The following is a 21014-nucleotide window of genomic DNA, read 5'->3' on the forward strand; positions in this document are numbered from 1 at the left end:
GGAAGGGTGAAAAGATGAGAATCATCAAACCGCAGCAGCTGATTGTGCTGAAGTCGGGCTATCAGATCGGTCAGGAAAGTTTTCTGGGGATCAGCGTGGTGGCGGGCTGCTATCTCAGCCGCCCTGACCAGTTTGCCACCGAGGCAAAAATCTGGCACGCCTGGAGCCGTGCCCCGCACATGATGTCGGTGCTCGACTGCGCCGAGCCGAAACCGCATGCGGAATATCTGCTGGCAGGCTGGGTGTTGCGCGATCCTCCCGCCACGCACGCCGAGGTGAGCATCGCGGTGGGGCGGCTGAGAAAAAGCTGGCATATCGTCGGCGATCGCGAAGCCGGGCGGCTCAGCCCTGAGCCCTTTACCCGGATGCCGCTCGACCACCCTCAGGGATGGTGCGGTGAAAATGGCAGGCTCAACCCGGCCGGTAAACCGCTGGCCAATATCGAAATCGCCGGTGAACCGCTGACGTGTAAGCTGGGCGCGGCCACGCCGGTACCCCATCATTTTCCGGAGCGTGATATCTACCTGCAGCCGGTACGGGCGGAGATGAACGGTGCCGCTTACCGCGATACGGTTTTTCCCGGCTTACCGGAGAATATCGACCCGCGTTACTTCCAGATGGCGGCAGCCGAACAGTGGCTGAACGCCCCGGAGTGGCCTGACGATGTCGCATTAACGCTGACCGGTTTCAATAATGACAGCGAGGTAAACTGCACGCTGCCTGCGGTACGGGCCGTGGTACTGGCGCGCAATGGCGACAAGCCCGTTGAACCGGTCAGGCTGGAACGTAAGACGCTGTGGCTGTTGCCGGACAGCGATCTGGCGTTAATTATTTTCACCGGCCGGCTGCCGCTGGACGATGCCCTGGATGAATCGGTGAGCCTGATTATGGCCGGTCTCGACGCCGTGCAGGCACCGCGTACCGCGCAGTACTACGCCGGGATCGTGACGCGGCGGACGGCAACGGACGCCCCGCCGCTCAGTTTCCTTTACGATCCGGAGCTGATGCCGGAAGGGGCCGCACTGGACGTGATCGCGTCTGCGGAGCAACATCCTGATTCTGCTGAAGCCCCGCACGGCCCGCAGGATCCGGCCATTGCCCGTGACTTTTATCAGCAGATCCAACAGCTGATCGCGGCGGACCACGCCAGGCCGGAACCGCTCTCCGCGCGGGATTTCACCGACTGTCATTTACCCGGTACGCCTGACGCCCTGTCACTGCTCCGGCAGCACAGCCTGCTGGAGGATAAGACCTTCTCAGCGCTGACCCTAAGCCAGCTGCACGGGAAAACGTTCCGCCGCTGCCGCTTCAGCCAGGTCAGTTTTCTGGCGGCCACGCTGCAGCAATGCCGGTTTGAGCACTGCAGCTTTGACCAGTGCTGCTGGCAGGGCAGCCGGCTGGAAGGGGTGCAGTTTGAACATGTCACCCTGACGGCGTGCGACCTGCGCAGCGCGCACTGGCAGCAGGTCAGCGCACAATATTTCAACGCTGAGCGCTGCCTGCTTGGTGAAATCCGCTGTGATAACTGCCAGTGGACCCACTGCCAGTTTGTGAAGTGCGATCTTGCGCAGAGCCGCTGGCACGATAACCACTGGCGGGGCGTTTCACTGGATGAGAGTCAGTTACCGGCGGCACAGCTGCTGCACAGTACCCTGACGCAGTGCCTGTTTAACCAGTGCGACGCGGCGCAGCTGCAGATGACCCGGGTCACGGCCACGGCCACCTCATTACTGGGCGGCAACTGGCAAAAAAGCGCGTTTAGCGAGTGTCAGCTGGTCAGCCTGACCGCCGCGCTGGAGAGTGATTTCACCGGCGTCCACTTTTCTCACTGCTGGCTGCAGAAAATGGGCTTTAAAGGCGGAATATTGCCCGAAGCCCTGCTGGAACATTGCGTGGTCGAAGAAGGCAACTTCGATCGGTGCAGGCTAACCGGCAGCCGTTTTCTGCGCTGTGATATGGCGGGGAGCCGCTGGAAAGATGCCCGGCTGGAAAACACCTACTGGCTGGACTCCAGCCTGCAGCAGGGGCAGTTCTACCGGGCCAATCTTTGTGCTGCCCACTTCCGCGACTGCAATCTGATCGGCGCGAGTCTGGCCAGAACCCGCTGCGACCGGGCCACGCAGTTCAGCGACTGTCTGCTGGAGGGGGCAACCCGTCTGCCTGCGCTGCCCCCGGATATGCCGAAGAAACGGGGGAGCGTATGACGGATAACCCGCAGATACCGCCGCAGGACCCGATGTGGACATCGCCGGACGCGGCGCTGGCCGGCGTGCCGGAGAGCCCGACCGTGCTCAGCGGGCAGCACTTTAGCGCGCACAACCCGCCCGCCGGGGCGTGGCGCAATATGCACGTCACCGACTGCCAGTTTAGCGGGCTGACACTGCAGGTGTGGCAGCTGGAAGGGGTACGCTTTGAACGGTGCCAGTTCACTGACGTCAGGGTCAACGGCGGATCGTTTCGCCACTGCGATCTCTTTCAGTGCCGGCTCAACAACGTCAGCCTGCATCAGCTGGAGGTCAGCCACCTCTACAGCCACCAGAGCCAGTGGGAAAACCTGCAGCTGACGCAAAGCCGGCTGAGCCACGTCACCCTGCAACAGGACAGCGGCCAGCTGCTGTGCGCGGAGCAGTGTCACACCGCACACTGGACGCTGATTGAGGTCACACTCAGCCAGCTGCGGCTGCTGAACGGCCAGGCGCAGGACTGGAATTTCAGCGACTGCACCCTTGAGCAGGGGCACTTCCAGGCGCTGGCGCTGGTCCGCTGGGTGGCGGCCAGCAGCCGCTTTGCGCACTGCCGCTTCAGCCTGCTGCCGGGGCGCGGACCGGTCTGGTTCAAATGCCAGCTGGAAGCGTGCGTGCTACAGCAGCAGACGCTGCCGGGCATCAGTTTCCACCAGAGCCGGTTAACCGGCTGCGACCTTTCAGCTAGTGATTTCAGCGGCGGGATCTTCAGCGCTGCCTGTCTGACGGACTGCCTGCTCAATGATACGGAGCTGCAGGCGGTGCAGGGGGCCGATCTGCAACTGGCGCAGTGCCAGCTGCGTGGGGCGCGGTTGACGGCGGCCCATCTGCAGCGGGCTGCGTTGAGCCATTGTGCGCTGGCCACCAGTGAATGGACGCGGGCTGACCTGCGCGATGCCTGCCTGGACAGGCCCGACGCCGCTGAACTGGCGACGGCACGACTGTACGGCAGCCATCTGCCGGAAGGCGAACCCGCCAGGCCTGCCGACCCGCTGCTGCAGGCTATCGAACGCTGGTATGCGCAGTTCCAACCCGGGCCGCACGCCGGCCTCTCATTTCCTACTTTACCTTCAGGAGTCAGCCGTTATGTCTGATCACGCAACAGTATTACGCTTCAGAAAACCATCCCGCCGTCAGACAGGGAGCGCAGCCGTAGCCCCCACTGCCCCCGAGTGTATTGCCAGGGTTACGACCTTAGAGGCCGATAAAACCGGGCTGCTCTATATCGCGGGTTATCGTCATCGGGTGTTGAAAATTGCCGTCAGCTGCCTGACCCAGCCCGAGGTGGGCGATCGGGTCAGATTTATTGAAGCGGGCGACGAACTGATCGTTCTCGATCTGCTCAGCTGCGCCGATACCGGACGTTGCCTGACCTTAAGCAGCCAGCAGGCCAGCCTGAAAATTTACGCGCAGCAGCTGGCTATCGAAGCCCGCGATACGCTCAGTCTGTCCAGCGATCATCTCTCCGTGGTCTCGCGCACCTGCCGCTGGCTGGCCGATTGCCTGCAGCAGTGCGCCCGTTTTCTGCATCAGCGCGCGGTACACGCCGAGCGGCGGGTGGAACAGTGCGACACCGTGCTGGCAAAACACCTTGTGCAGACTGCTGAACAGAGCTACCGGCTGGAAAGCAAGCTTGCCGCCATCAATGCCAGCGCCGTGCTGAAGATCGACGGCGCTCAGATCCACATGGGGTGAACGATGACCGCAGCCAACAACAACGCCGGCGGGCTGAGCTTCGCCGGCTGTGACCCGATGATCCCGGCCCCCGGCCCCAATATCGCGCCAAACGCCACCGGCGTGCCGAACGTGGCGAACTACTTCCTGATGGGCAGCAACCAGCAGAATATGGCGACGATCCGCACGACCACCGTGGATAGCGGCGGCGTGGTGGGGACCGGCTCGGGCACCCACTCTGCGCAGATGCAGCCGATGCAGGGATCAGGAAAGTATTTCCTGCAGGGGATGCCGGTGACGCGCCTTGGCGATATGAGCATGACCAACAACAACAACACCGTTGCTGCTCAGATCGCACCCAGCCAGACCAAATACTTTATCAACGCCTGATGGACACCGAACAGACTGACGCAGGGAGCAGCTAATGGAACGATTTTCTACACAACGTATCGCCTGGGTTGAAGGCATGCTGATGGAACCCCAGCATTTTCAGCAGCAGGAACGTTTCTTTGAGCACCGCATCAACCAGCGGGTGGACGCGCTGGAGCCCTTCCACTGGGGGTTCAGCCAGATTGAGATCAATCACGCGCTGCTGGAGCAGGGGAAGTTCGCCTTAACCCGCGCGCGGGGTATTTTCCCGGACGGCACGCCGTTCAGCCTGCCGGACGATGCTCCCTTGCCGCTGCCGCTGGTGGTGGATGAAACCAGCAGGGGTAAAAGCATCTGCCTGGTGGTGATGATGGATCTGCCCGGCGTTCCGCTGATGGACCTTAACCGGCAAAGTGAAAAAAGCCGTTTTAACACCACGGACGCCGATATCGCCGACAGCAACCTCGGCGTCAGTAGCGAAGGCTCGCCGCGCACGATCACGCTGGAGCTGGGGCGGCTGAACTGCCGCCTGCTGTTGCAGGAGGAGGTCAGCAGCGCCGAGTCGTCACTGGCGATCGCGATGATTACGGACCGACAGCACGATGGCCGCGTGCAGATAGCCGAGGAGATACTGCCCCCGCTGCTGGATGTGCATGCCTCCCGCTGGCTGATGGCCGCCACCACGGAACTGCTCGGGTTAATTACCCAGCGGCTGGAAAATGTATCCCGCGCCGACGTGCCCGCGGCGGTCGGCGGGCTGTCGGAGCTGCTGGAACTGCTGCTGTTGCAACTGCTCAGCGAATATCAACTGCGCTTCAGCCATCTGCTGGACAGCCCGCAAACCCACCCGGAAAAACTATACCAGACGCTGCTCGGGCTGCTGGGCCGGCTGAGCATCATTCCCGACGGTGAGAAAGCCTGGAGCCGCAGCGATCTGCACTATCAGCACCCTGCGCCACACCGCTGCTTCTTTCCGTTAATGCAGGCGATCAGGCGCGCGTTGTCACTGGTGATCGAAGCGCCTGCCGTAGCCCTGAACTTCAGCGAACGTGGCGACAATATTCTGGTCTGTCAGAACGACGGCCAGCTGAGGCTGGAAAAAGTGGTGTTTGCCGTCAGCTCCGCCTTACCGGGTGATATCCTGCGCAGCTATTTCCCGGCGCAGGTGAAACTGGGGCCGGTGGAAAAAATCGTGCATCTGATTGACCTGCAGCTGCCGGGCGCGAGCATTGTGCCGATGTCAACGCCGCCGAGGCATGTGCCCTGGTACCCGAACAGCGTCTATTTCGAAACCGACACCGCAGACCCGCTCTACCGGGAGATGATGGCGGGGGCCGCGATGGCGCTGAGTATCGTCGGCGACTTCCCGGAGCTGCGTATTGACAGCTGGGGCCTGCGCCAGGGACGAATTGGATGAGTGACGTTGAGCGCAGGATGAAAGCCGTGATACCGGGTGACGGTGCGGAGACATTCGCCACGGTGATGGCTGACGGCGGCCCGGCGGCGTTGGCAGTACAGGGTGCGCCCACCCAGCCGGCGGGCCGCAGCGGAAACTGGTCTAATCCGATTATCCAGGCGGCGATGCCCGCGCTGCTGCTGATGGAGCGCAACCGTGGCCAGCAACAGGATGAGGGGGGAGGGACGCGGGCTCAGCTGATCCGCGAGGCCGATCACTTTCAACAGGTGCTGCTGAAACGCTATCCGGCGGATGATGTTCATCGTCTGGTCTACCTGCTCTATTCCTGTATTGATGAAACACTGGGGGATACCAGGAGCAGGGAGGCGCTGGGCATCACGCTCAGCGTGGAGTTTTATCAGAATGCCTGGGGCGGTGAAAAATGTTTTGAACACCTGCAGCAGTACTGCCGCGAACCTGAAAAGCACGCTGAAATTCTCGCCTTCTACGACCTGATCCTCTCCCTCGGGTTTACGGGTAAGTACCGGATTATGGATCGAGGTGCCGTGCTGCTGGCGGATCTGCGGCATCAGCTGGACAAGCTGCTGTACGGTCAGGATCCGCTGCAAAGCCTGGCACAGGTTGCCGGGGTTACGGCTTCCCGTGCGGGCAGACGGCTGCGGCCGCGCCACCTGTTCTGTGGCGGCCTGCTGCTGCTGGCCGGCTGGGGGGCGGCCGCCTGGTCTCTGCATGATGCGTCGCGCGGGCTGCGCAGCGCGATCCTCGCCTGGACCCCCACACCCCCCCGGCGCATCAACCTGATGGCCACGCTACCCCAGCCCCTGCCACGCATTCTCAGCGAAGGCTGGCTGGAGGTGCGGGAAGATCCGCGCGGCTGGCTGCTGATTTTCACCTCGGACGGCGCGTTTGCCACCGGTAAATCCGTGCTTTCCGCGGATTTTCAGCGCAGGCGTAACATTGAACGACTGGGCGAAGCGCTGGCTCCCTGGCCCGGGGATCTCGAGGTTATCGGCCACACCGACAGCCAGCCTTTCAGAAACAATACCCTGGACTCGAACCAGAGACTCTCTGCCGCCCGGGCGGCAACCGTGGCCAGCGTATTACGCGCGGTGATGCAACCGGCGGACGGGGTGCCGAGGGAGATCGTGTCGCTGGGAAAAGGCGAGAGCGAGCCGATCGGTGATAATGCCACCCCGCAGGGGCGCAGTAAGAACCGGCGTGTCGATATTCTGTGGAAGATTGGCCATCGCGACAACGGCCAGAGTGGCGCGGATGGCGAGGATAACAGTGACGTCAGACAGCTGTTGCGCGATATCCGTGAGAAGAGACGTCAGACACCATAAGGAAGTGCTATGTTACGGCGAACGTTTATTTTGCTGCTGGCGCTGCTGCTGAGCGCCATTATCTGGTGGGTCGGGCCGCTGGTTTCCGTCGGCAGCTGGCGGCCTCTGAGCAGCGTTGTTGTCCGGCTGCTGCTGATTACCGCCCTGATCCTGCGGGCAGTCTGGCCGTGGATCGCGCAGTTTACCGGCGGGCTGTTCCGCCATGCGCAGGCCAGGCGTTCTGCCCCGGAAAAGAGCCGCGCGCGCGATCGGGTCAGCCAGCGGTTTTATGATGCCATGAGCACCCTGAAAAGTGCCGGCCTGGCGCAACAGCGCAGCGGCTGGCAACAGCTGCGCTATCGTGTTTTTCAGCGTTACCTGGACGACCGCCCGTGGTTTATGATCCTCGGGCCAGCCGGCAGTGGCAAAACCGCACTGCTGAGCGAGAGCGATCGGCGGTTTATATTTGCCGGGCACTACGGCATGACGTCGACCGTGGAGCCGGGGCCGACCCGGGATTGCAACTGGTGGCTGACGGAGCAGGCGGTGTGGATCGACACCGCCGGTGACTGGGTGCAGCTTAACGGCCTGAGTGATGAGACGGCAAAAGGGCTGCCGCAGCTGTTCAGGCTATTGCGCCGCTTTCGCAAACGTCCGGTGCTGGACGGCGTTTTCCTCTGCCTGAACGCGCATGAAATCCTGCATGCCTCGCTGAACGAACGCAAATCGCTGGCGGATGCCTTACGCGTCCGGCTGCTGGAGATCCCCCTGCTGGCCTGCAGCGATCAGCCGGTGTACCTGATGCTCACCCATCTCGATATGCTGACCGGTGGCGAGACGCTGCTGACGCTGCTCAGCGAGGATCTGTTGCAGAAAGGCCTCGGTTTCAGCGTGCCTCCTGGCAACAGCGGGTTACAGAACTGGCCTGTCGCTGAACAGGGTTACCAGCAGATGGTCAGCCGCGTGAGTCAGTATACGCTGGAGCGGCTGCATGACATTTCATCGGTGCAGCAGCGCCAGCAGCTGCTGTTTCTTATCGAGGCGCTCGGCGCGCTTGGCAGGCCGCTGTTCAGCCTGCTGGAACAGATCTTCCCTGCGTCCTCGCGGGGCTACATGGCCCGCCTGCAGCAGGTGTGGCTGGGCAGCACGCGCACGCTGGGCGAAGACAATGCCGCCGCCGGTGGCAGCAATCCTGACGCAGCGAGGCCTGCCGGAACCCTCTACAACGCCGCCTGGCAACAGGCCATCGCCCGCCGCTATCTGCCGCTGCGCAACCACGGCAACGTGCCGGCGGGCGTGCGGTGGCGCAGGATGGCAAACTATGCCGCCGTGCTGCTGCTGTTAGCCGCTGCTGCCGGTCTACTGGTCAGCCGTTACGCCTGGGAAAATGACTATCTCGCATGGGTGGCTGCCCGTTTTGATGAGAGTCGCCGGGTCGCCAGTGAAGTACCGGTGACCAACCGGGCCGGCGACGATCTGCTCGTGGCCTACGCTCAGCTCGACTATATGAACGTACAGCTACAGGCGCGGCCTACACCGACGGCCAATCCTTACTTCGAACACCGGTTAATTAACGAGGCCTCGCGGCACAGCTATCAGCGCCATCTGCGGACGTTTTTCTGGCCCGCGGTAGAGGATTATGTCGCCTGGTCGCTGGCGCAGGACACGGCCGCAAAGGATGACGATGTGTACGGCACGCTGAAAGTCTACCTGATGCTGGCAGAGCCGCAGCACCGTGAGGCGGACGCGCTGGTTAGCTGGTTTATGGCCCGCTGGGATCGCTTTGCCCCGCCGCAGGGCGGCGGCATGGACAAACGCCTGTTCCGTTATCATCTGCGACAGCTGTTTGCTTCCGCTGGCACACCGGCGATGAAAGCCGATGACGCGCTGGTGCGGCGGGCGCGGGGTAAAGCGGCCGATATCCCGCTGCAACAGCGCGTCGTGCGCCGCGTTGAACAGAGCCTGGCCGGTTCGGTTCTGCCGGATATTACGCTGGCCCTGGCGGCCGGATCGGACGTTACGCTGACCCTGCGCCGCAAAAGCCAGGCCACGGTCAGCGATGTGGCGGTCAGCAAATTTTACACCCGCGCCAGCTACCGCGACCTGTTCCTGCCGCAGGTACAGCCGATGGCGGAAAGCGTCATTAAAGAGCAGGCCTGGGTAATGGGCAGCAGCGGCAGCGCCGACAACGTCAGGACGCTATTGTCGGGGCAGAAGCTGGCGGATGAAGCGCGTAAGCTCTACCTGCTGGAGTATGCCAACGGCTGGAACGCCTTCCTCACGGATATCCGGGCCCGGCCGGTCAATGGCCTGGAGGATGCCGCCCAGCTGGCGCGACAGCTGGGGGATCCCTCCTCGTCACTGGCTAACCTGGTGCGCTTTGCCACCCGTGAAACCAGCCTGACCGGGAAAGATTCGGCCGGGGCAACCAGCTGGTTTGACCGCCAGCGCTACCGCTTCGAACAGCAAAAGCGCGAGGTGGTGGATGAACTGAGCGGTGAGCGTAGCCGCTTTCGCCTGACGCCGGAAGACGCGGTGGAGGACCGTTTTCTGACGCTGCGGCGTACCGGCCTGGCGCTGTCACAGGCGAACCGCGGCGGTGGCGATCCGCTGTCGCGCCTGTTTGACGAGCTGTTCAACCAGCTCTCCGCGCTGGCGACCTCACTGCACAGCGGCCAGCGGCTGCCGCAGGGCGGGCTGGAGCGCGCCCGGCTGGATGCCGCCCGACAGCCGGAACCGATCCGCAGCGTGGTGATGGACCTGATCCAGCAGGGCAGCCGTGAAAGCCAGCGGCAGAACCGTCTGAGCATCGGAAAAGGGGCCTCGTCGCTGGCGTCGGGTTTGTGCAACAGCACCGTCAGCCGTCGTTATCCTTTTTCCCGAAACGCGCGTACTGAAGTGGGCATTGACGACTTTGCCCGCCTGTTTGGCCCCGCTGGAGCAATGAAAACCTTCTTCGACAGCCAGCTGGTCGACCTGATTGATATCAATGCCGACCCCTGGAAGGCCCGCGACGGCGGGGCGATTAACGCGGCCACGGTGCGGGCATTTGAGAATGCGGCAAAAATCCGTGAAACCTTCTTCGCCGGCGGCGAGCGTCCCGCCTTTACCCTGTTTATCCGCCCGGTCAGCCTCTCGCCGGACATCGCCAGCGCCACGCTGGATATTGATGGCCAGCCAATTGAATACGCTATCGGTGAGTCTCAGCCGGTACGTATCGACTGGCCGGGGCCGAAAGGCGGCAGCTATATCCGGCTGAGCTTTAAAACCGCACAGGGAGATATTCATACCGCCCTGTTTGAAGGCCCCTGGGCGCTGTTTCACCTGTACGACGCCAGCGACGTCACCCCGGTTGACGGCAACCGGCGTCAGCTGCGGATGCGAATGGCGGGCGTCAGCGGCAGCCTGCTGCTGGAGCTGCGTTCAACGATGAAAGATTTTCCACTGTGGTCGCGGGCACTGGGCAACTTCAGCTGCCCGCAGGCCCTGTAACGGGCTGGCCGGGTGGTCAGCTCATACGTGAGTGTTATCAAGGAGAGAGAAAACGATGTTAGATCCCAAAGCAATTATTGCCACCATCGAAGCCGCCATGAGCCAGGTCCAGGGGGCGCACGCGTCACTTTCCGAACAGTTTATGTCCGGCGTCAGCGGCATGAATTTGTCAGGCAGCGACTCGGCCAGCGCGGTGATGGACAGCACCAGCCAGAGCTGCCGGCAGATGATGGAGCAGATGGAGAAAACCTTCGCCAGCCTGCAAAGTAATCTGGATGCGCATCAGGCGATGCAACGGCAGGAGGTGACGGCCGATTTTAACCAGCAGAAGAACGATCTGCGGGACACCCTTGCCCGCGGCTTCCCGGCGGAGGATCCGGCATTTCTGCAGGGTAAACCCAGGCTGTAGAGCGGGTAACCGATGCTGATACGGGCTTAACGTGATGCCTGAAAACGCCTGAAAGCACTTTTCAGGCGTTTTATTCACCGTGCCGTAAGGCGGTTCGTCCGCACGGAGAGGATATCAGGCTTCAGTTATCCTCGAGCTGCTGTTTGTCCTCGGGCAGCGGGCGCGGTTTGCCGTCCTTATCCACGGCAACATAGAAAAATACCGCTTCGGTCGTACAGTAACGCTGGCCGATCGGCTCCGATGACACCTTCTTGATCCACACTTCAATATTAATGGTCATTGAGCTGGTGCCGGTGCGGATGCAGCGGGCGTGGCAGCTGACCACGTCGCCGACCGCCACCGGTTTCAGAAAGGTCATACCGTCGGCACGCACGGTGACCACGCGCCCGCCGGCAATCTCTTTGGCAAGAATTGCGCCGCCCATATCCATCTGTGACATCAGCCAGCCGCCAAAAATATCGCCGTTGGCGTTGGTATCCGCCGGCATTGCCAGGGTGCGCAGCACCATCTCGCCCTGCGGTGTTCGAACTGCTTCGCTCATGGTTTGCTTCCGGTTAATTCCCTGAGACACGCTTCTGCCGCCGGGATGAGGGCAGAGTGCGCAGTTAAGGGAGGGAGTAAAAAGTCCCGCTCAGAATAGCGGGACGGGCAGCTTATTTTTCTTCTTGTTGTGGCATTAAGCGGTAGATATAGATCCCGCTGAGCAGGGTAAACAGCAGCGTCAGCGCCGTCAGGCCGAACACCTTAAAGTTCATCCACACATCCTGCGACAGCCAGAAGGCGACGTAGATGTTCGCCAGGCCGCAGACAAAGAAGAACAGCGCCCAGGCCAGGTTCAGGCGACGCCACGCAAAAGCGGGCAGCTGCAGCTCTTTGCCCAGCATCTTCTGGATCAGCGGTTGCTGCATAAAGAAGTGGCTGAACAGCAGCGCGAGGGTGAACAGACCGTAGATAATGGTCACTTTCCACTTGATAAAGTCCGGGTTATGCAGCGCGATGGTCAGGGTGCCGAACACCGCCACCAGGCCAAAGGTCACCAGGCTCATCTTTTCCACCTTGCGGTAGATCATCCAGCCGGCGGCCAGCGCCAGCGCCGAGGCGACGATAAGCGCGCCGGAGGCAACAAAAATGTCGTACATCTTGTAGAACACAAAGAAGACGACCAGCGGGATAAAGTCGAGTAACTGCTTCATAGGGCTTCCAGATTACGGACGAACATGCGTTATCATCATCCAGGAAAATGCCTCCTGTCGAGGCATTCCCGCACAATTAACGTAACAACATGGTCAGTCGTGACAGATAGATAATCAGCAGCGCGGAGACCACGTTGCTCAGGCCGTTCAGCACTACCGATGCCACGTTGGCCGGCAGTATGGTCAGCGACGACGCCAGCAGCATCAGGATCAGCTTGGCGACGATCCACAGCAGCACCGCCGGGGCGACCAGTTTCACATGGCCCCAGACCAGCCGCAGGCTGGCGCGCATGGCGGCAAACACGCCGATCTTCTCACTGACCATAATCATCGGCGACAGCGCCAGCAGCACCGCAAGGATAATCCCCGGCAGCACCAGCACCATAAAGCCGAGCTGGATAACCAACGTCATCAGGAAGGTCAGCAGCAGCAGGCGCGGCAGCATCGGCGCGGAGGCACCGATCGCCCGCAGGGCGCTGATGCGCTGGCCGCCGGAGACCAGCGGGATCAGGCTCAGCATACCGCCCAGCAGCAGGGCGTTGCCGATCAGCGCGGCAAAGGTGCCCGCCGCCGAGGCGCGCAGCAGAACCTGCTGCTGCTCCGGCGACATATTCTGCACCATCTCCATCAGCGTGGCGGCCGAGCCGGCGTCGCCCTGGCTGAGGATCGCCATCTGATCGGCTCCCGGCGTCAGCGCCTGGCCGATCATCACGCTGATCAGCGAGGTCAGCATCGCCATCAGCACGATGGTAACTAACTGGTGGCGGAAAAAGTTTCCGGTGTCACGGTATAGCGAGGCCGCCGTGATAGACATGTACTCTCCTTGAAAGAAAACCGATTTAGACCGGAGGATTGTACATGCTCCGGCAAGGTGCTGGCACCTGAATAGACATAACTTTTGATTAATGACGGTGTTAGCGCAGAAGAGGGGCCCACCGCGGTGCGCGGGCAGAATCCGGTCTTAATTAGCGGTGAAAAAAAATCTGTAAATTGATCCAAATCAACTCATTGTTTTATATCAACTTTGCTGCAAATGATCTGCATGACCTTTCCGAAAAAAGAGCGTAAACCTGTGTCGCAACAATTTCTTGTGGCCTTAACGGCTTTCCGTGGAACTTTTACAGGAGTGTTCATGAAACTCAGAGCAGCAGTGCTGGCGGTCATCGCCTCTTTACCGGTGGTGGCTTCCGCCCACCAGGCCGGCGACTTCTTTATCCGTGCCGGTTCCGCCACGGTACGCCCGACCGGCGGTTCTGACGACGTGCTCGGCCTCGGTGAATTTAAGGTCAGCAACGACACCCAGCTGGGCCTGACCTTTACTTATATGGCCACCGACAACATCGGCATCGAGCTGCTCGGGGCCACGCCGTTCCGCCACAAGGTTGGCCTGCAGCCGACCGGCACGCTGGCCACCGTGCGCCAGCTGCCGCCAACGCTGATGGCGCAGTGGTACTTTATGGGCAACACCAGCCCGTGGCAGCCGTACGTTGGCGTTGGCGTCAACTACACCATGTTCTACGACACCGACTTTAACCAGACCGGCCGCGCAGCGGGCTTAAGCAACCTCAGCGTGAAAAATTCCTGGGGCGTGGCCGGGCAGGCGGGCCTCGACTACCAGCTGAACGACAGCTGGATGCTTAACGCCTCGCTGTGGTATATGGATATCAACACCAAAGTGCGCTTTGACGCCGGTGACCAGCGCCAGAGCATCGATACCCATATCAACCCGTTTGTGTTCTTCTTTGGGGCGGGCTACAAGTTCTGACCTAAAGTAAGGCATTAAAAAAGGCGCGATTGCTCGCGCCTTCTGTCGGATCATGCTGGTTAACTGGTGGCCGAATCACCGGTCAGTCGCTCAGTGGGGCAGCAGGCTATCCAGCCAGCATCAGTCACCTTTACTTGATCTGCATATTGTTAACGACCGACTTCACGCCCGCCACGCCCTGCGTGATCTGTACCGCACGCTTAGCCGACTGCGGCGAGCTGACAAAGCCGCTCAGCTGAACGCGGCCTTTAAAGGTCTCCACGTTGATCTCGGTCGACTTCAGTGAATCATCACGCAGCAGTTCACCCTTCACCTTGGTGGTCACTACCGTGTCATCAATATAACCGCCGGTTCCCTCATGTGTCGCAGTCGGCGCACAGCCGCTCACGCCCAGTGCCAGTACCGCCGCCACCGCCATTGCCGACAAGACTTTAAATAACTTCATTGCTGTTCTCCCTGTTATCGATAAAAAAGCCTGGACCACCTGCTTAGGGGTCGGTTTAAGTGTTGGATAAGGTGGAGGAAATCGCAAGGGTGCGGCGATGAAAAACAGGGGGGGAATGTGCGGTGGGGCGGGATTAGCTCGGTTGTGGCAGGGCACCAGGCATCGAGTATGGCATTCATCCGCATTGCATTGTTCTTAGTGGGGAAGGTTCTCCAATCCTTCGCCCAGAACAGCCCCACATCCAGCCCCACTTGCCGAACTTTCAGCCATATGATTTTTATCTGTTAACGGTGTGAGTTTTTTGTTGCGGGGCAAAACTGTTTATTTTAGTATCGGTAGAACGTTCTACTAGAACGTTCTACTCACAAAAAAAACAGCGTGTGATCGACACTCAACGGGGTTACAACTCAGGGGAATCAGCATGAGTCTGGCATCAGGTTTCATGAAGTCACTATCTAAACTGTCAATGATCGGGCGTGCGTTAATGCTGCCGATTTCATTGCTTCCCGCCGCCGGTCTGCTGCTGGCCTTTGGCGATAAATTCAACCTGCCGCTGATGATGCACGCCGGCGGGGTTATTTTTGATAACCTGCCGATGCTGTTCGCCATCGGCTCGGCGGTGGGGCTGGCGTCGGAATCCGGTATTGCCGCGCTGTCGGCGGCGGTGTCGGTGTTTGTCACCAACATCACCATCAGCACCGTGCTGGGCATCACCCCGGAGATGGCTTCGCAGGGCGGAAAATATGCCATGGTGGTCGGTATCCCGTCGCTGCAGATGGGGGTGTTCGGGGGCCTGCTGTGCGGTATTCTCGCCGCCTGGTGTTATAACAAGTTCCATACCATGCGCCTGCCGGAGTTTCTCGGCTTCTTCGCCGGTAAGCGGTTTGTCGCTATCGCCACCGCGATCCTGTCGTTTGGTATGGGCATGCTGCTGCCGTATATCTGGCAACATATTCAGGCCGGTATCGATTCACTGTCGGTGATCGTCAACGGCGATAATCAGGCCGCCTCGACCTTTATCTTTGGTCTGGTTGAGCGCGCGCTGATCCCGCTGGGCCTGCACCATATCTGGTACCCTTCATTCTGGTATTCGTTTGGCGACTACACCACCCAGGCCGGCCAGGTGATCCACGGTGACCAGACCATCTGGTTCAAAATGCTGGAAGAGGGCGTCAAGTCGTTCAGCACCGACTCCTATCAGAACGCCGGTAAATTCATGCAGGGCGAGTTCCCGCTGATGCTGTTTGCTTTACCCGCAGCCTGCCTGGCGATGTACCATGAAGCGCATACCAAAAACAAAAAAATCGCCGCGGGTATTCTGTTCTCCGCCGCTCTGACCTGCTTCCTGACCGGGATTACCGAGCCGGTTGAATTTACCTTTATCTTTGTTGCGCCGATCCTCTACGTCTTTAACGCCATCATGGCCGGCCTGGCCTATATGTGTATGTACCTGCTGCATGCGCATATTGCTAAATCCTTCTCTGCCGGATTTATTGACTATCTCTCGTTCGGTATTCTGCCGTCATTTAACGGTTACCAGACCAACTATCTCAGCGCGATTATTATCGGCGTGCCGATGGCGCTGATTTACTACTTCACCTTCCGCTTCGTGATTCGTCGCTTTAACGTCAAAACGCCGGGGCGTACCGACGTCTCTACCACGGCGAACGACAAGTCAGATGAAGAGTTGGCCAGCGAGATTATCGGCCTGTTAGGCGGTGAAAAGAACATCACCTCTGTCGGATCCTGCATCACCCGCCTGCGTCTGGAAGTGGCGCAAGGCGAGGCGGTGGATAAAGAAGGGCTGAACGCGCTGGGCGCGCGCGGCGTGGTCTTCGTCGGCGATAACGGCATTCAGGTTATCTTCGGCGCCCGGGCCCAGTTCATTGCACAAACCATGTCGAAAAAGACTGGAAAATGATAGGCTAAGCGGCCCTCCACCCAGGGTGGGTGGCCGCTGAATCTGGCTGGAAATGGCATTGAGTGAAAGGAGTTGATTTGAAGAAGGTGAGCATTATCGACGTGGCTAAACAGGCCGGTGTATCTGTTTCCACCGTCTCTCTGGTGCTGCGCCAGAAGGGAAAAATCTCCGATGCCACCATCAGTAAAGTTCGTGCCGCCATCGACGCGCTCGGCTACGTGCATAACGTGGCGGCGGCCAACCTTCGTTCAAATACCTCTAATCTGATTGGGCTGATCCTGCGTGACTTCAGCGACAGTTTTTCCATTAAGGTGATGGCGAGCATCGTGCAGTATCTGGAGCAGGAGGGCTATATGGTGTTCCTTGGCCAGCCTGCCGACGAAGATGAGCACCTTGAACGCTGCCTGCTGTCGTTTCAGCAGCAGGGCGTCGCGGGGGTGATCTACCTTGCGTCAGACCCGACGACGAAGCATCTGCCGGAAAAAATTCGCCATTGCCCGCTGCCGTTAGTGGTCGTTTCACAGTCGCTGATGGAGGAGAACTGCAATCTGGTGATGCGCGACAATCGTCAGGCGGCCAGCCTGGCGACCCGCTATCTGATCGAACGCGGGCACCGCAGCATTGCCTATATCGGCGGTGATGAAAATGACCGCATCCGGCAGCAGCGGCTGGCGGGTTTCTACGGCGCGCTGAAACAGTATGGTCTGGTAATGCGCGATGAGTCGACCCCGGCATGCAGCGGTGGCACTTACGCCGCCGGAAATGCCGCGCGCCAGCTGCTTGAGAGTAATAACAACATCACCGCGCTGCTCTGCCATTCGCCGGACGCGATGATCGGCTGTATCAGCGGTATTCATCAGGCAGGCCGCACGGTGGGTAAGGACGTCTTTCTTGCTCAGCAGGTCGCCCTGGTCGGGTTCGAGGATATGTTGCATGTTAATTTAACCTCGCCCTCGTTTACCTATGTTTCGTCGGCCAGCGAAGAGAACGGCCGTCAGGCCGGGTCGCTGATGATCCGCAGGCTGAAAGATCCGGAACTGCAGTTCCAGCGGATTACCCTGTCCGGGGAGCTGGTCATTCGCGAGTCGGCCTGATGCGGATAATAATGCGCGGGATTGATATTATTTAAACGTGATGATTTTTAGTATTTAAAGAGCGCCGTTAAATTTAATTTATGCGCCGTCTCCTGATTATCAGGCGGTTCGCGCACGTCATAATATTGTTTAAACAGTGCAGAGCTATGCTATCTGCATTCTACTTTACGCATAAGGTTACGTATGAGACTGATCCCCCTGGCAACAGCTGAACACGTCGGTAAATGGGCCGCGCGCCATATCGTCAAGCGCATCAACGCTTTCAATCCAACGGCGGAACGTCCGTTTGTGCTGGGCCTGCCTACCGGCGGTACGCCGCTGACTGCCTATAAATCGCTGGTGGAGATGAATAAAGCCGGCCTGGTCAGCTTTCAGCACGTCGTCACCTTTAATATGGATGAGTACGTGGGCCTGCCGCAGGCACATCCGGAGAGCTATCACAGCTTTATGCACCGCAACTTCTTCGACCACGTGGATATTCAGCCGGAAAATATCAACCTGCTGAACGGCAACGCGCCGGATATCGACGCCGAATGCCGCCGCTACGAAGAGAAGATCCGCAGCTACGGCAAAATTAACCTGTTTATGGGCGGCGTGGGTAACGACGGGCATATCGCCTTTAACGAACCGGCCTCGTCGCTGGCTTCCCGCACCCGGGTTAAAACCCTGACCTTTGATACCCGCGTGGCCAACTCGCGCTTCTTCGGCGACGACGTTAGCCTGGTGCCGAAATGTGCGCTGACCGTTGGCGTCGGCACGCTGCTGGATGCCGAAGAGGTGATGATCCTGGTGCAGGGCCAAGCGAAAGCGCAGGCGCTGCAGGCGGCCGTCGAAGGCAACGTCAACCATATGTGGACTATTACCTGCCTGCAGCTGCACCCGAAAGCGCTGATCGTCTGCGATGAACCCTCGACCATGGAGCTGAAGGTGAAGACGTTGAAGTACTTCACGGAAATCGAGGCTGAGAACGTTAAGGGGCTGTAGTTGAGATAGCCGATTGGGTTACTGCTGCACTGATGCCTGCCTCGTTCGCCTTGCGGGAGCGGCGCCGGGTATAGCGTAGTAAACGCTGGTGCAGCGTGACAGGGCAGGCTAATTTTTTGAAGCTGTGTGCCTGTTGTCTGAAATATGAGAGCAGACGCATTATCGCATCGACCCGCCCGATTCTGTTGACGTGATTAAATATCACGTCAACAAGCGAAGCTATCGCCCCGTTAAAATCAGAGCCGTCGCAACAGCCTCGCCGGATTCCCGGCATAAATTCCCTTTACCTCAACCGGCCTGACCACCACGCTACCCGCCCCGATCAACGAGCCGCTGCTCTTTCATCAACTCTGCCGCACGCCCAGCGATTAAGATTTATACGACAATAACGTTTCATGACTGTCATTGAACTAAACAGTTAACATGGCGTGATGTTACGGGCGAAAAAGTGGCGATTTATCCTTGTGCCGGTGCCTGGTGCATTGATTAGTTGTTCAAATAAAACCAGGCGCTGTTTGGCTTTTTTTTCAGCTACTTAATTTGTTAATTAAGAGTATTTCTATATAAATCATATCACATTTCATGAATTTGCCTGTTGATTACATTGAGCTGGCTACTCTATAGTCACGTCTGTACACACAGGGAAAGTGTGCGAAATGCTCGCTTTACGCTTCATTTTTACAGGAGTAATTATGAATGATGCTTATCAGAATGAAATCGCAAAAGCGTGCGTCACTATTTACCCTGGCCTGCATACTGTTCATGCCAGTGAGAAAATGGAGCTGCCGCTTAAATTTTTAGCCACCGGCACCCGCGTTCACACGCCATTTATCTTCCTTAGAGCTCCACTCATCCAGCCCGTAACTCTACAAGCGAGAAGGGTTTCTACGGCGTTTCGTTCTTTATGGCGTTGTTTGGTGCCGTCGCCGTGCAAAAAAATACCCGTGACAGTATGCACAGTATCAGGCACGAGCCTGTCGTTGCTGATGTGCAGCAGGAGTCCTGATCTGAAATTCTGAAGGGCAGAGTTTTTCTGTCCGCAGCTTTTCTCAGCGCCTGCGAACCGGGCGCTGACTAAAAACCCCAATCTGCCTGACCTGATGCGCTTTGGTAAGTGAACAGCGATGGGCGGTAGCGTGTCCGGAAATAATGAGAGGGAAAATGGAAACTTCAGCCGTCCGGTTACGTCGCCTCAACCCTGACCCAGTGCACAAAGGCGAAGGCCGGGAGATCAACTTTTATAACATAGTGGTCCTGAAGGCCTCAAACCCTGGCAGCGATCGCCTGACGCAGCAGGCCGATGACGTTCCTGCCTGCTACTGGCCTCCTGATGGAATAACCGATTACATAATGGAGTCAACGCCATGAGCCTGACAGATACCCTGAATAATGCGCTGTCTGCGGTCGCCGGAAAGACCCTGAACCGCTATCGTCTCGATTTACCGTTCTGTACGGCGGATATCGACGTGGAGAACTTCAGCGGCTCGGAGGCGATGAGTGTGCTGTACAGCTACACCGTCAACTTCACCAGTGCAGACAAAAATATTGATGCCCGTCAGGTACTGAGCAAACCCGTCACCCTGACCATGGGAGCGGGTAACCTCACAGCCCTGACTGAGCGCAAGGTGGTGCATGGGGTGGTCACTCACTTCGAGCGCACCGGCGGCTCGGCGGATGAGACAAAATACTGCATCGTGCTGCAGCCGTTTCTGGCGCTGCTCGGGAATCAGTTTCGCACCCACCGATTTTTCGTCAATAAGTCGGTGCCGGAAGTGGTCACCGAGGTGCTTCAGGAGCATGGACTGAAAGGCTGGGAGTATGTATTCACCCTCAAGGCGGACTATCCCAGGCGCGAACAGATTAACCAGTACCAGGAAAGTGATCTGGCGTTCATTGAACGCCTGCTGTCCGAAGTGGGAATATTTTACTTCTTCACCCTGCAGCCGGATACGCAGACTGAACTGGTGCACTTTGCCGACAGGCAGAGCGCCTGGACGTTCGGGAAAACACTGCCGTTGAACAGCCCGTCAGGGGCGAACGACAACGGGGCCGACTCGGTGTGGGGCGTGCATGTCAGGCATAACGTGGTGGAACGATCCGTCACCGCCAGTGACTATAACCACCGTGAAGCCCAGAATGTGCTGATGTCCGTCCCGGCGGACATGACCCGGGGCGATGGCGAGGGCATCACCTACGGTGAGGTCTACCACTACCGTCCACGCCACCTTGAACGTGGCGACAAACTCAACCCGGGAGCAGAGACCGGTAACTTCTGGGCGCGACTGGATCATGAACGCTTCCTGTCCAGCCAGACCATGGTGACCGGCTCCAGTACCGATCACACCCTGGGCCCGTCACAGGTCCTGACCATCACCGAAACAGCAATCCCGTCGACCCTGCCCCAGGAAACGGAGAATGGCGTCATTATCATCAGCGCCGGTTACTCCGCCAGCCGCCAGAATGCCCTGAAGGTGGAGTGGGCGGCAATGCCTTTCTACGAAAACCGCTGCTGGCGTCCTGAGCCGAAAAAGCGCCCGGTGGTCAGCGGCACCCTGATGGCCCGCGTCACCAGCGCAAAAGCCAATGATATCTACGCCTGGCAGGATGCGGCGGGCCTGTACCGGGTGAAATTTGATGCCGACCAGGACGACAAAGCGCGGGGCCAGGAGAGCATGCCGGTGCGCCT

17 protein-coding genes and 2 pseudogenes are annotated in these 21014 nt (G+C 59.3%); 14 read left to right on the forward strand and 5 right to left on the reverse strand.

Going from position 1 to position 21014, the window contains the following annotated elements; translation table 11 throughout:
• The first annotated feature begins 14 nt into the window (after positions 1–14).
• The 8 genes from ASF13_RS22940 to ASF13_RS22975 all read left to right on the forward strand — a co-directional run bounded on the left by ASF13_RS22940 (position 15) and on the right by ASF13_RS22975 (position 10926).
• The gene (locus ASF13_RS22940; protein WP_056242420.1) at positions 15–2204 is read left to right on the forward strand and encodes a pentapeptide repeat-containing protein; all 2190 of its coding nucleotides are present in this window, start codon (positions 15–17) and stop codon (positions 2202–2204) included.
• Positions 2201–3337: a pentapeptide repeat-containing protein gene (locus ASF13_RS22945; RefSeq protein WP_056242423.1), complete on the forward strand. Its 1137-nt coding sequence runs from the start codon at positions 2201–2203 to the stop codon at positions 3335–3337. Before ASF13_RS22940 ends, ASF13_RS22945 begins: the two co-directional genes overlap by 4 nt.
• Before the next feature lie 151 nt (positions 3338–3488).
• On the forward strand, positions 3489–3938 hold the full coding sequence (locus tag ASF13_RS22950) for a DUF3540 domain-containing protein (RefSeq protein ID WP_235515102.1): 450 nt from the start codon (positions 3489–3491) through the stop codon (positions 3936–3938).
• Between the two features lie 3 nt (positions 3939–3941).
• On the forward strand, positions 3942–4307 hold the full coding sequence (locus tag ASF13_RS22955) for a PAAR-like domain-containing protein (RefSeq protein WP_056242428.1): 366 nt from the start codon (positions 3942–3944) through the stop codon (positions 4305–4307).
• Positions 4308–4341: 34 nt separating this feature from the next.
• Positions 4342–5703 (forward strand): type VI secretion system baseplate subunit TssK, encoded by a 1362-nt coding sequence (gene tssK, locus ASF13_RS22960; RefSeq protein WP_056242430.1) that lies wholly within the window; start codon positions 4342–4344, stop codon positions 5701–5703.
• Positions 5700–7046 (forward strand): DotU/TssL family secretion system protein, encoded by a 1347-nt coding sequence (locus ASF13_RS22965; protein ID WP_056242433.1) that lies wholly within the window; start codon positions 5700–5702, stop codon positions 7044–7046. Before tssK ends, ASF13_RS22965 begins: the two co-directional genes overlap by 4 nt.
• 9 nt (positions 7047–7055) lie before the next feature.
• On the forward strand, positions 7056–10517 hold the full coding sequence (tssM, locus tag ASF13_RS22970) for a type VI secretion system membrane subunit TssM (protein WP_056242436.1): 3462 nt from the start codon (positions 7056–7058) through the stop codon (positions 10515–10517).
• A gap of 55 nt (positions 10518–10572) precedes the next feature.
• Positions 10573–10926, forward strand: a complete 354-nt coding sequence (locus ASF13_RS22975) for a DUF6277 family protein (RefSeq protein ID WP_056242438.1) — start codon at positions 10573–10575, stop codon at positions 10924–10926.
• Between the two features lie 121 nt (positions 10927–11047).
• Here ASF13_RS22975 and yciA read toward each other — a convergent pair whose 3' ends face one another.
• From yciA to ASF13_RS22990, 3 genes are all read right to left on the reverse strand, one after another.
• Positions 11048–11467: an acyl-CoA thioester hydrolase YciA gene (yciA, locus tag ASF13_RS22980; protein ID WP_056242441.1), complete on the reverse strand. Its 420-nt coding sequence runs from the start codon at positions 11465–11467 to the stop codon at positions 11048–11050.
• Between the two features lie 112 nt (positions 11468–11579).
• Complete coding sequence (locus ASF13_RS22985; protein WP_056242444.1) at positions 11580–12119, reverse strand: septation protein A; 540 nt, start codon at positions 12117–12119, stop codon at positions 11580–11582.
• 76 nt (positions 12120–12195) lie between these two features.
• Entirely contained in the window at positions 12196–12933 is a 738-nt protein-coding gene (locus ASF13_RS22990) for a YciC family protein (protein WP_056242448.1), read from the reverse strand.
• A gap of 318 nt (positions 12934–13251) precedes the next feature.
• On the opposite strand from ASF13_RS22990, the gene ompW reads away from it, so the two are divergent.
• Positions 13252–13884, forward strand: coding sequence for an outer membrane protein OmpW (gene ompW / locus ASF13_RS22995; RefSeq protein ID WP_056242450.1), 633 nt, complete (start codon positions 13252–13254; stop codon positions 13882–13884).
• A 130-nt stretch (positions 13885–14014) separates the two neighbouring features.
• Here the strand turns inward: ompW and ASF13_RS23000 are convergent, their stop codons facing one another.
• Positions 14015–14329 carry a BON domain-containing protein gene (locus tag ASF13_RS23000; protein ID WP_056242453.1) on the reverse strand — a complete coding sequence of 105 codons (315 nt, stop codon included), beginning with the start codon at positions 14327–14329 and terminating at the stop codon, positions 14015–14017.
• Between the two features lie 421 nt (positions 14330–14750).
• On the opposite strand from ASF13_RS23000, the gene ASF13_RS23005 reads away from it, so the two are divergent.
• From ASF13_RS23005 to nagB, 3 genes are all read left to right on the forward strand, one after another.
• Complete coding sequence (locus tag ASF13_RS23005) at positions 14751–16250, forward strand: PTS transporter subunit EIIC (protein ID WP_056242455.1); 1500 nt, start codon at positions 14751–14753, stop codon at positions 16248–16250.
• Positions 16251–16327: 77 nt separating this feature from the next.
• Positions 16328–17344 carry a Mal regulon transcriptional regulator MalI gene (malI, locus tag ASF13_RS23010; protein WP_056242458.1) on the forward strand — a complete coding sequence of 339 codons (1017 nt, stop codon included), beginning with the start codon at positions 16328–16330 and terminating at the stop codon, positions 17342–17344.
• 183 nt (positions 17345–17527) lie between these two features.
• Positions 17528–18328 (forward strand): glucosamine-6-phosphate deaminase, encoded by an 801-nt coding sequence (nagB, locus tag ASF13_RS23015; RefSeq protein WP_056242461.1) that lies wholly within the window; start codon positions 17528–17530, stop codon positions 18326–18328.
• A gap of 236 nt (positions 18329–18564) precedes the next feature.
• On the opposite strand, the pseudogene ASF13_RS25130 reads toward nagB, so the two are convergent.
• A pseudogene (locus tag ASF13_RS25130) lies at positions 18565–18663 on the reverse strand (N-acetyltransferase); the annotation flags it as partial.
• 536 nt (positions 18664–19199) lie between these two features.
• On the opposite strand from ASF13_RS25130, the pseudogene ASF13_RS23925 reads away from it, so the two are divergent.
• Positions 19200–19334 (forward strand): annotated as a pseudogene (locus tag ASF13_RS23925) (YiaA/YiaB family inner membrane protein); the annotation flags it as partial.
• 358 nt (positions 19335–19692) lie between these two features.
• Positions 19693–21014: type VI secretion system Vgr family protein (locus tag ASF13_RS23025; protein WP_156365655.1), on the forward strand; the 1322-nt coding region annotated here is incomplete at its 3' end.

Source organism: Erwinia sp. Leaf53 (assembly GCF_001422605.1).
Taxonomy (GTDB): Bacteria; Pseudomonadota; Gammaproteobacteria; order Enterobacterales; family Enterobacteriaceae; genus Erwinia.

Excerpts from the sequence above, each read along its gene's own strand:
- nagB (WP_056242461.1), top strand. The coding sequence starts at position 17,528 with ATGAGACTGATCCCCCTGGCAACAGCTGAACACGTCGGTAAATGGGCC.
- ASF13_RS23000 (WP_056242453.1), bottom strand. The coding sequence starts at position 14,329 with ATGAAGTTATTTAAAGTCTTGTCGGCAATGGCGGTGGCGGCGGTACTG.
- ASF13_RS22940 (WP_056242420.1), top strand. The coding sequence starts at position 15 with ATGAGAATCATCAAACCGCAGCAGCTGATTGTGCTGAAGTCGGGCTAT.
- tssM (WP_056242436.1), top strand. The coding sequence starts at position 7,056 with ATGTTACGGCGAACGTTTATTTTGCTGCTGGCGCTGCTGCTGAGCGCC.
- ASF13_RS22965 (WP_056242433.1), top strand. The coding sequence starts at position 5,700 with ATGAGTGACGTTGAGCGCAGGATGAAAGCCGTGATACCGGGTGACGGT.
- ASF13_RS22990 (WP_056242448.1), bottom strand. The coding sequence starts at position 12,933 with ATGTCTATCACGGCGGCCTCGCTATACCGTGACACCGGAAACTTTTTC.
- ompW (WP_056242450.1), top strand. The coding sequence starts at position 13,252 with ATGAAACTCAGAGCAGCAGTGCTGGCGGTCATCGCCTCTTTACCGGTG.
- ASF13_RS23005 (WP_056242455.1), top strand. The coding sequence starts at position 14,751 with ATGAGTCTGGCATCAGGTTTCATGAAGTCACTATCTAAACTGTCAATG.
- tssK (WP_056242430.1), top strand. The coding sequence starts at position 4,342 with ATGGAACGATTTTCTACACAACGTATCGCCTGGGTTGAAGGCATGCTG.
- ASF13_RS22985 (WP_056242444.1), bottom strand. The coding sequence starts at position 12,119 with ATGAAGCAGTTACTCGACTTTATCCCGCTGGTCGTCTTCTTTGTGTTC.
- ASF13_RS22975 (WP_056242438.1), top strand. The coding sequence starts at position 10,573 with ATGTTAGATCCCAAAGCAATTATTGCCACCATCGAAGCCGCCATGAGC.
- ASF13_RS22955 (WP_056242428.1), top strand. The coding sequence starts at position 3,942 with ATGACCGCAGCCAACAACAACGCCGGCGGGCTGAGCTTCGCCGGCTGT.
- yciA (WP_056242441.1), bottom strand. The coding sequence starts at position 11,467 with ATGAGCGAAGCAGTTCGAACACCGCAGGGCGAGATGGTGCTGCGCACC.
- ASF13_RS22945 (WP_056242423.1), top strand. The coding sequence starts at position 2,201 with ATGACGGATAACCCGCAGATACCGCCGCAGGACCCGATGTGGACATCG.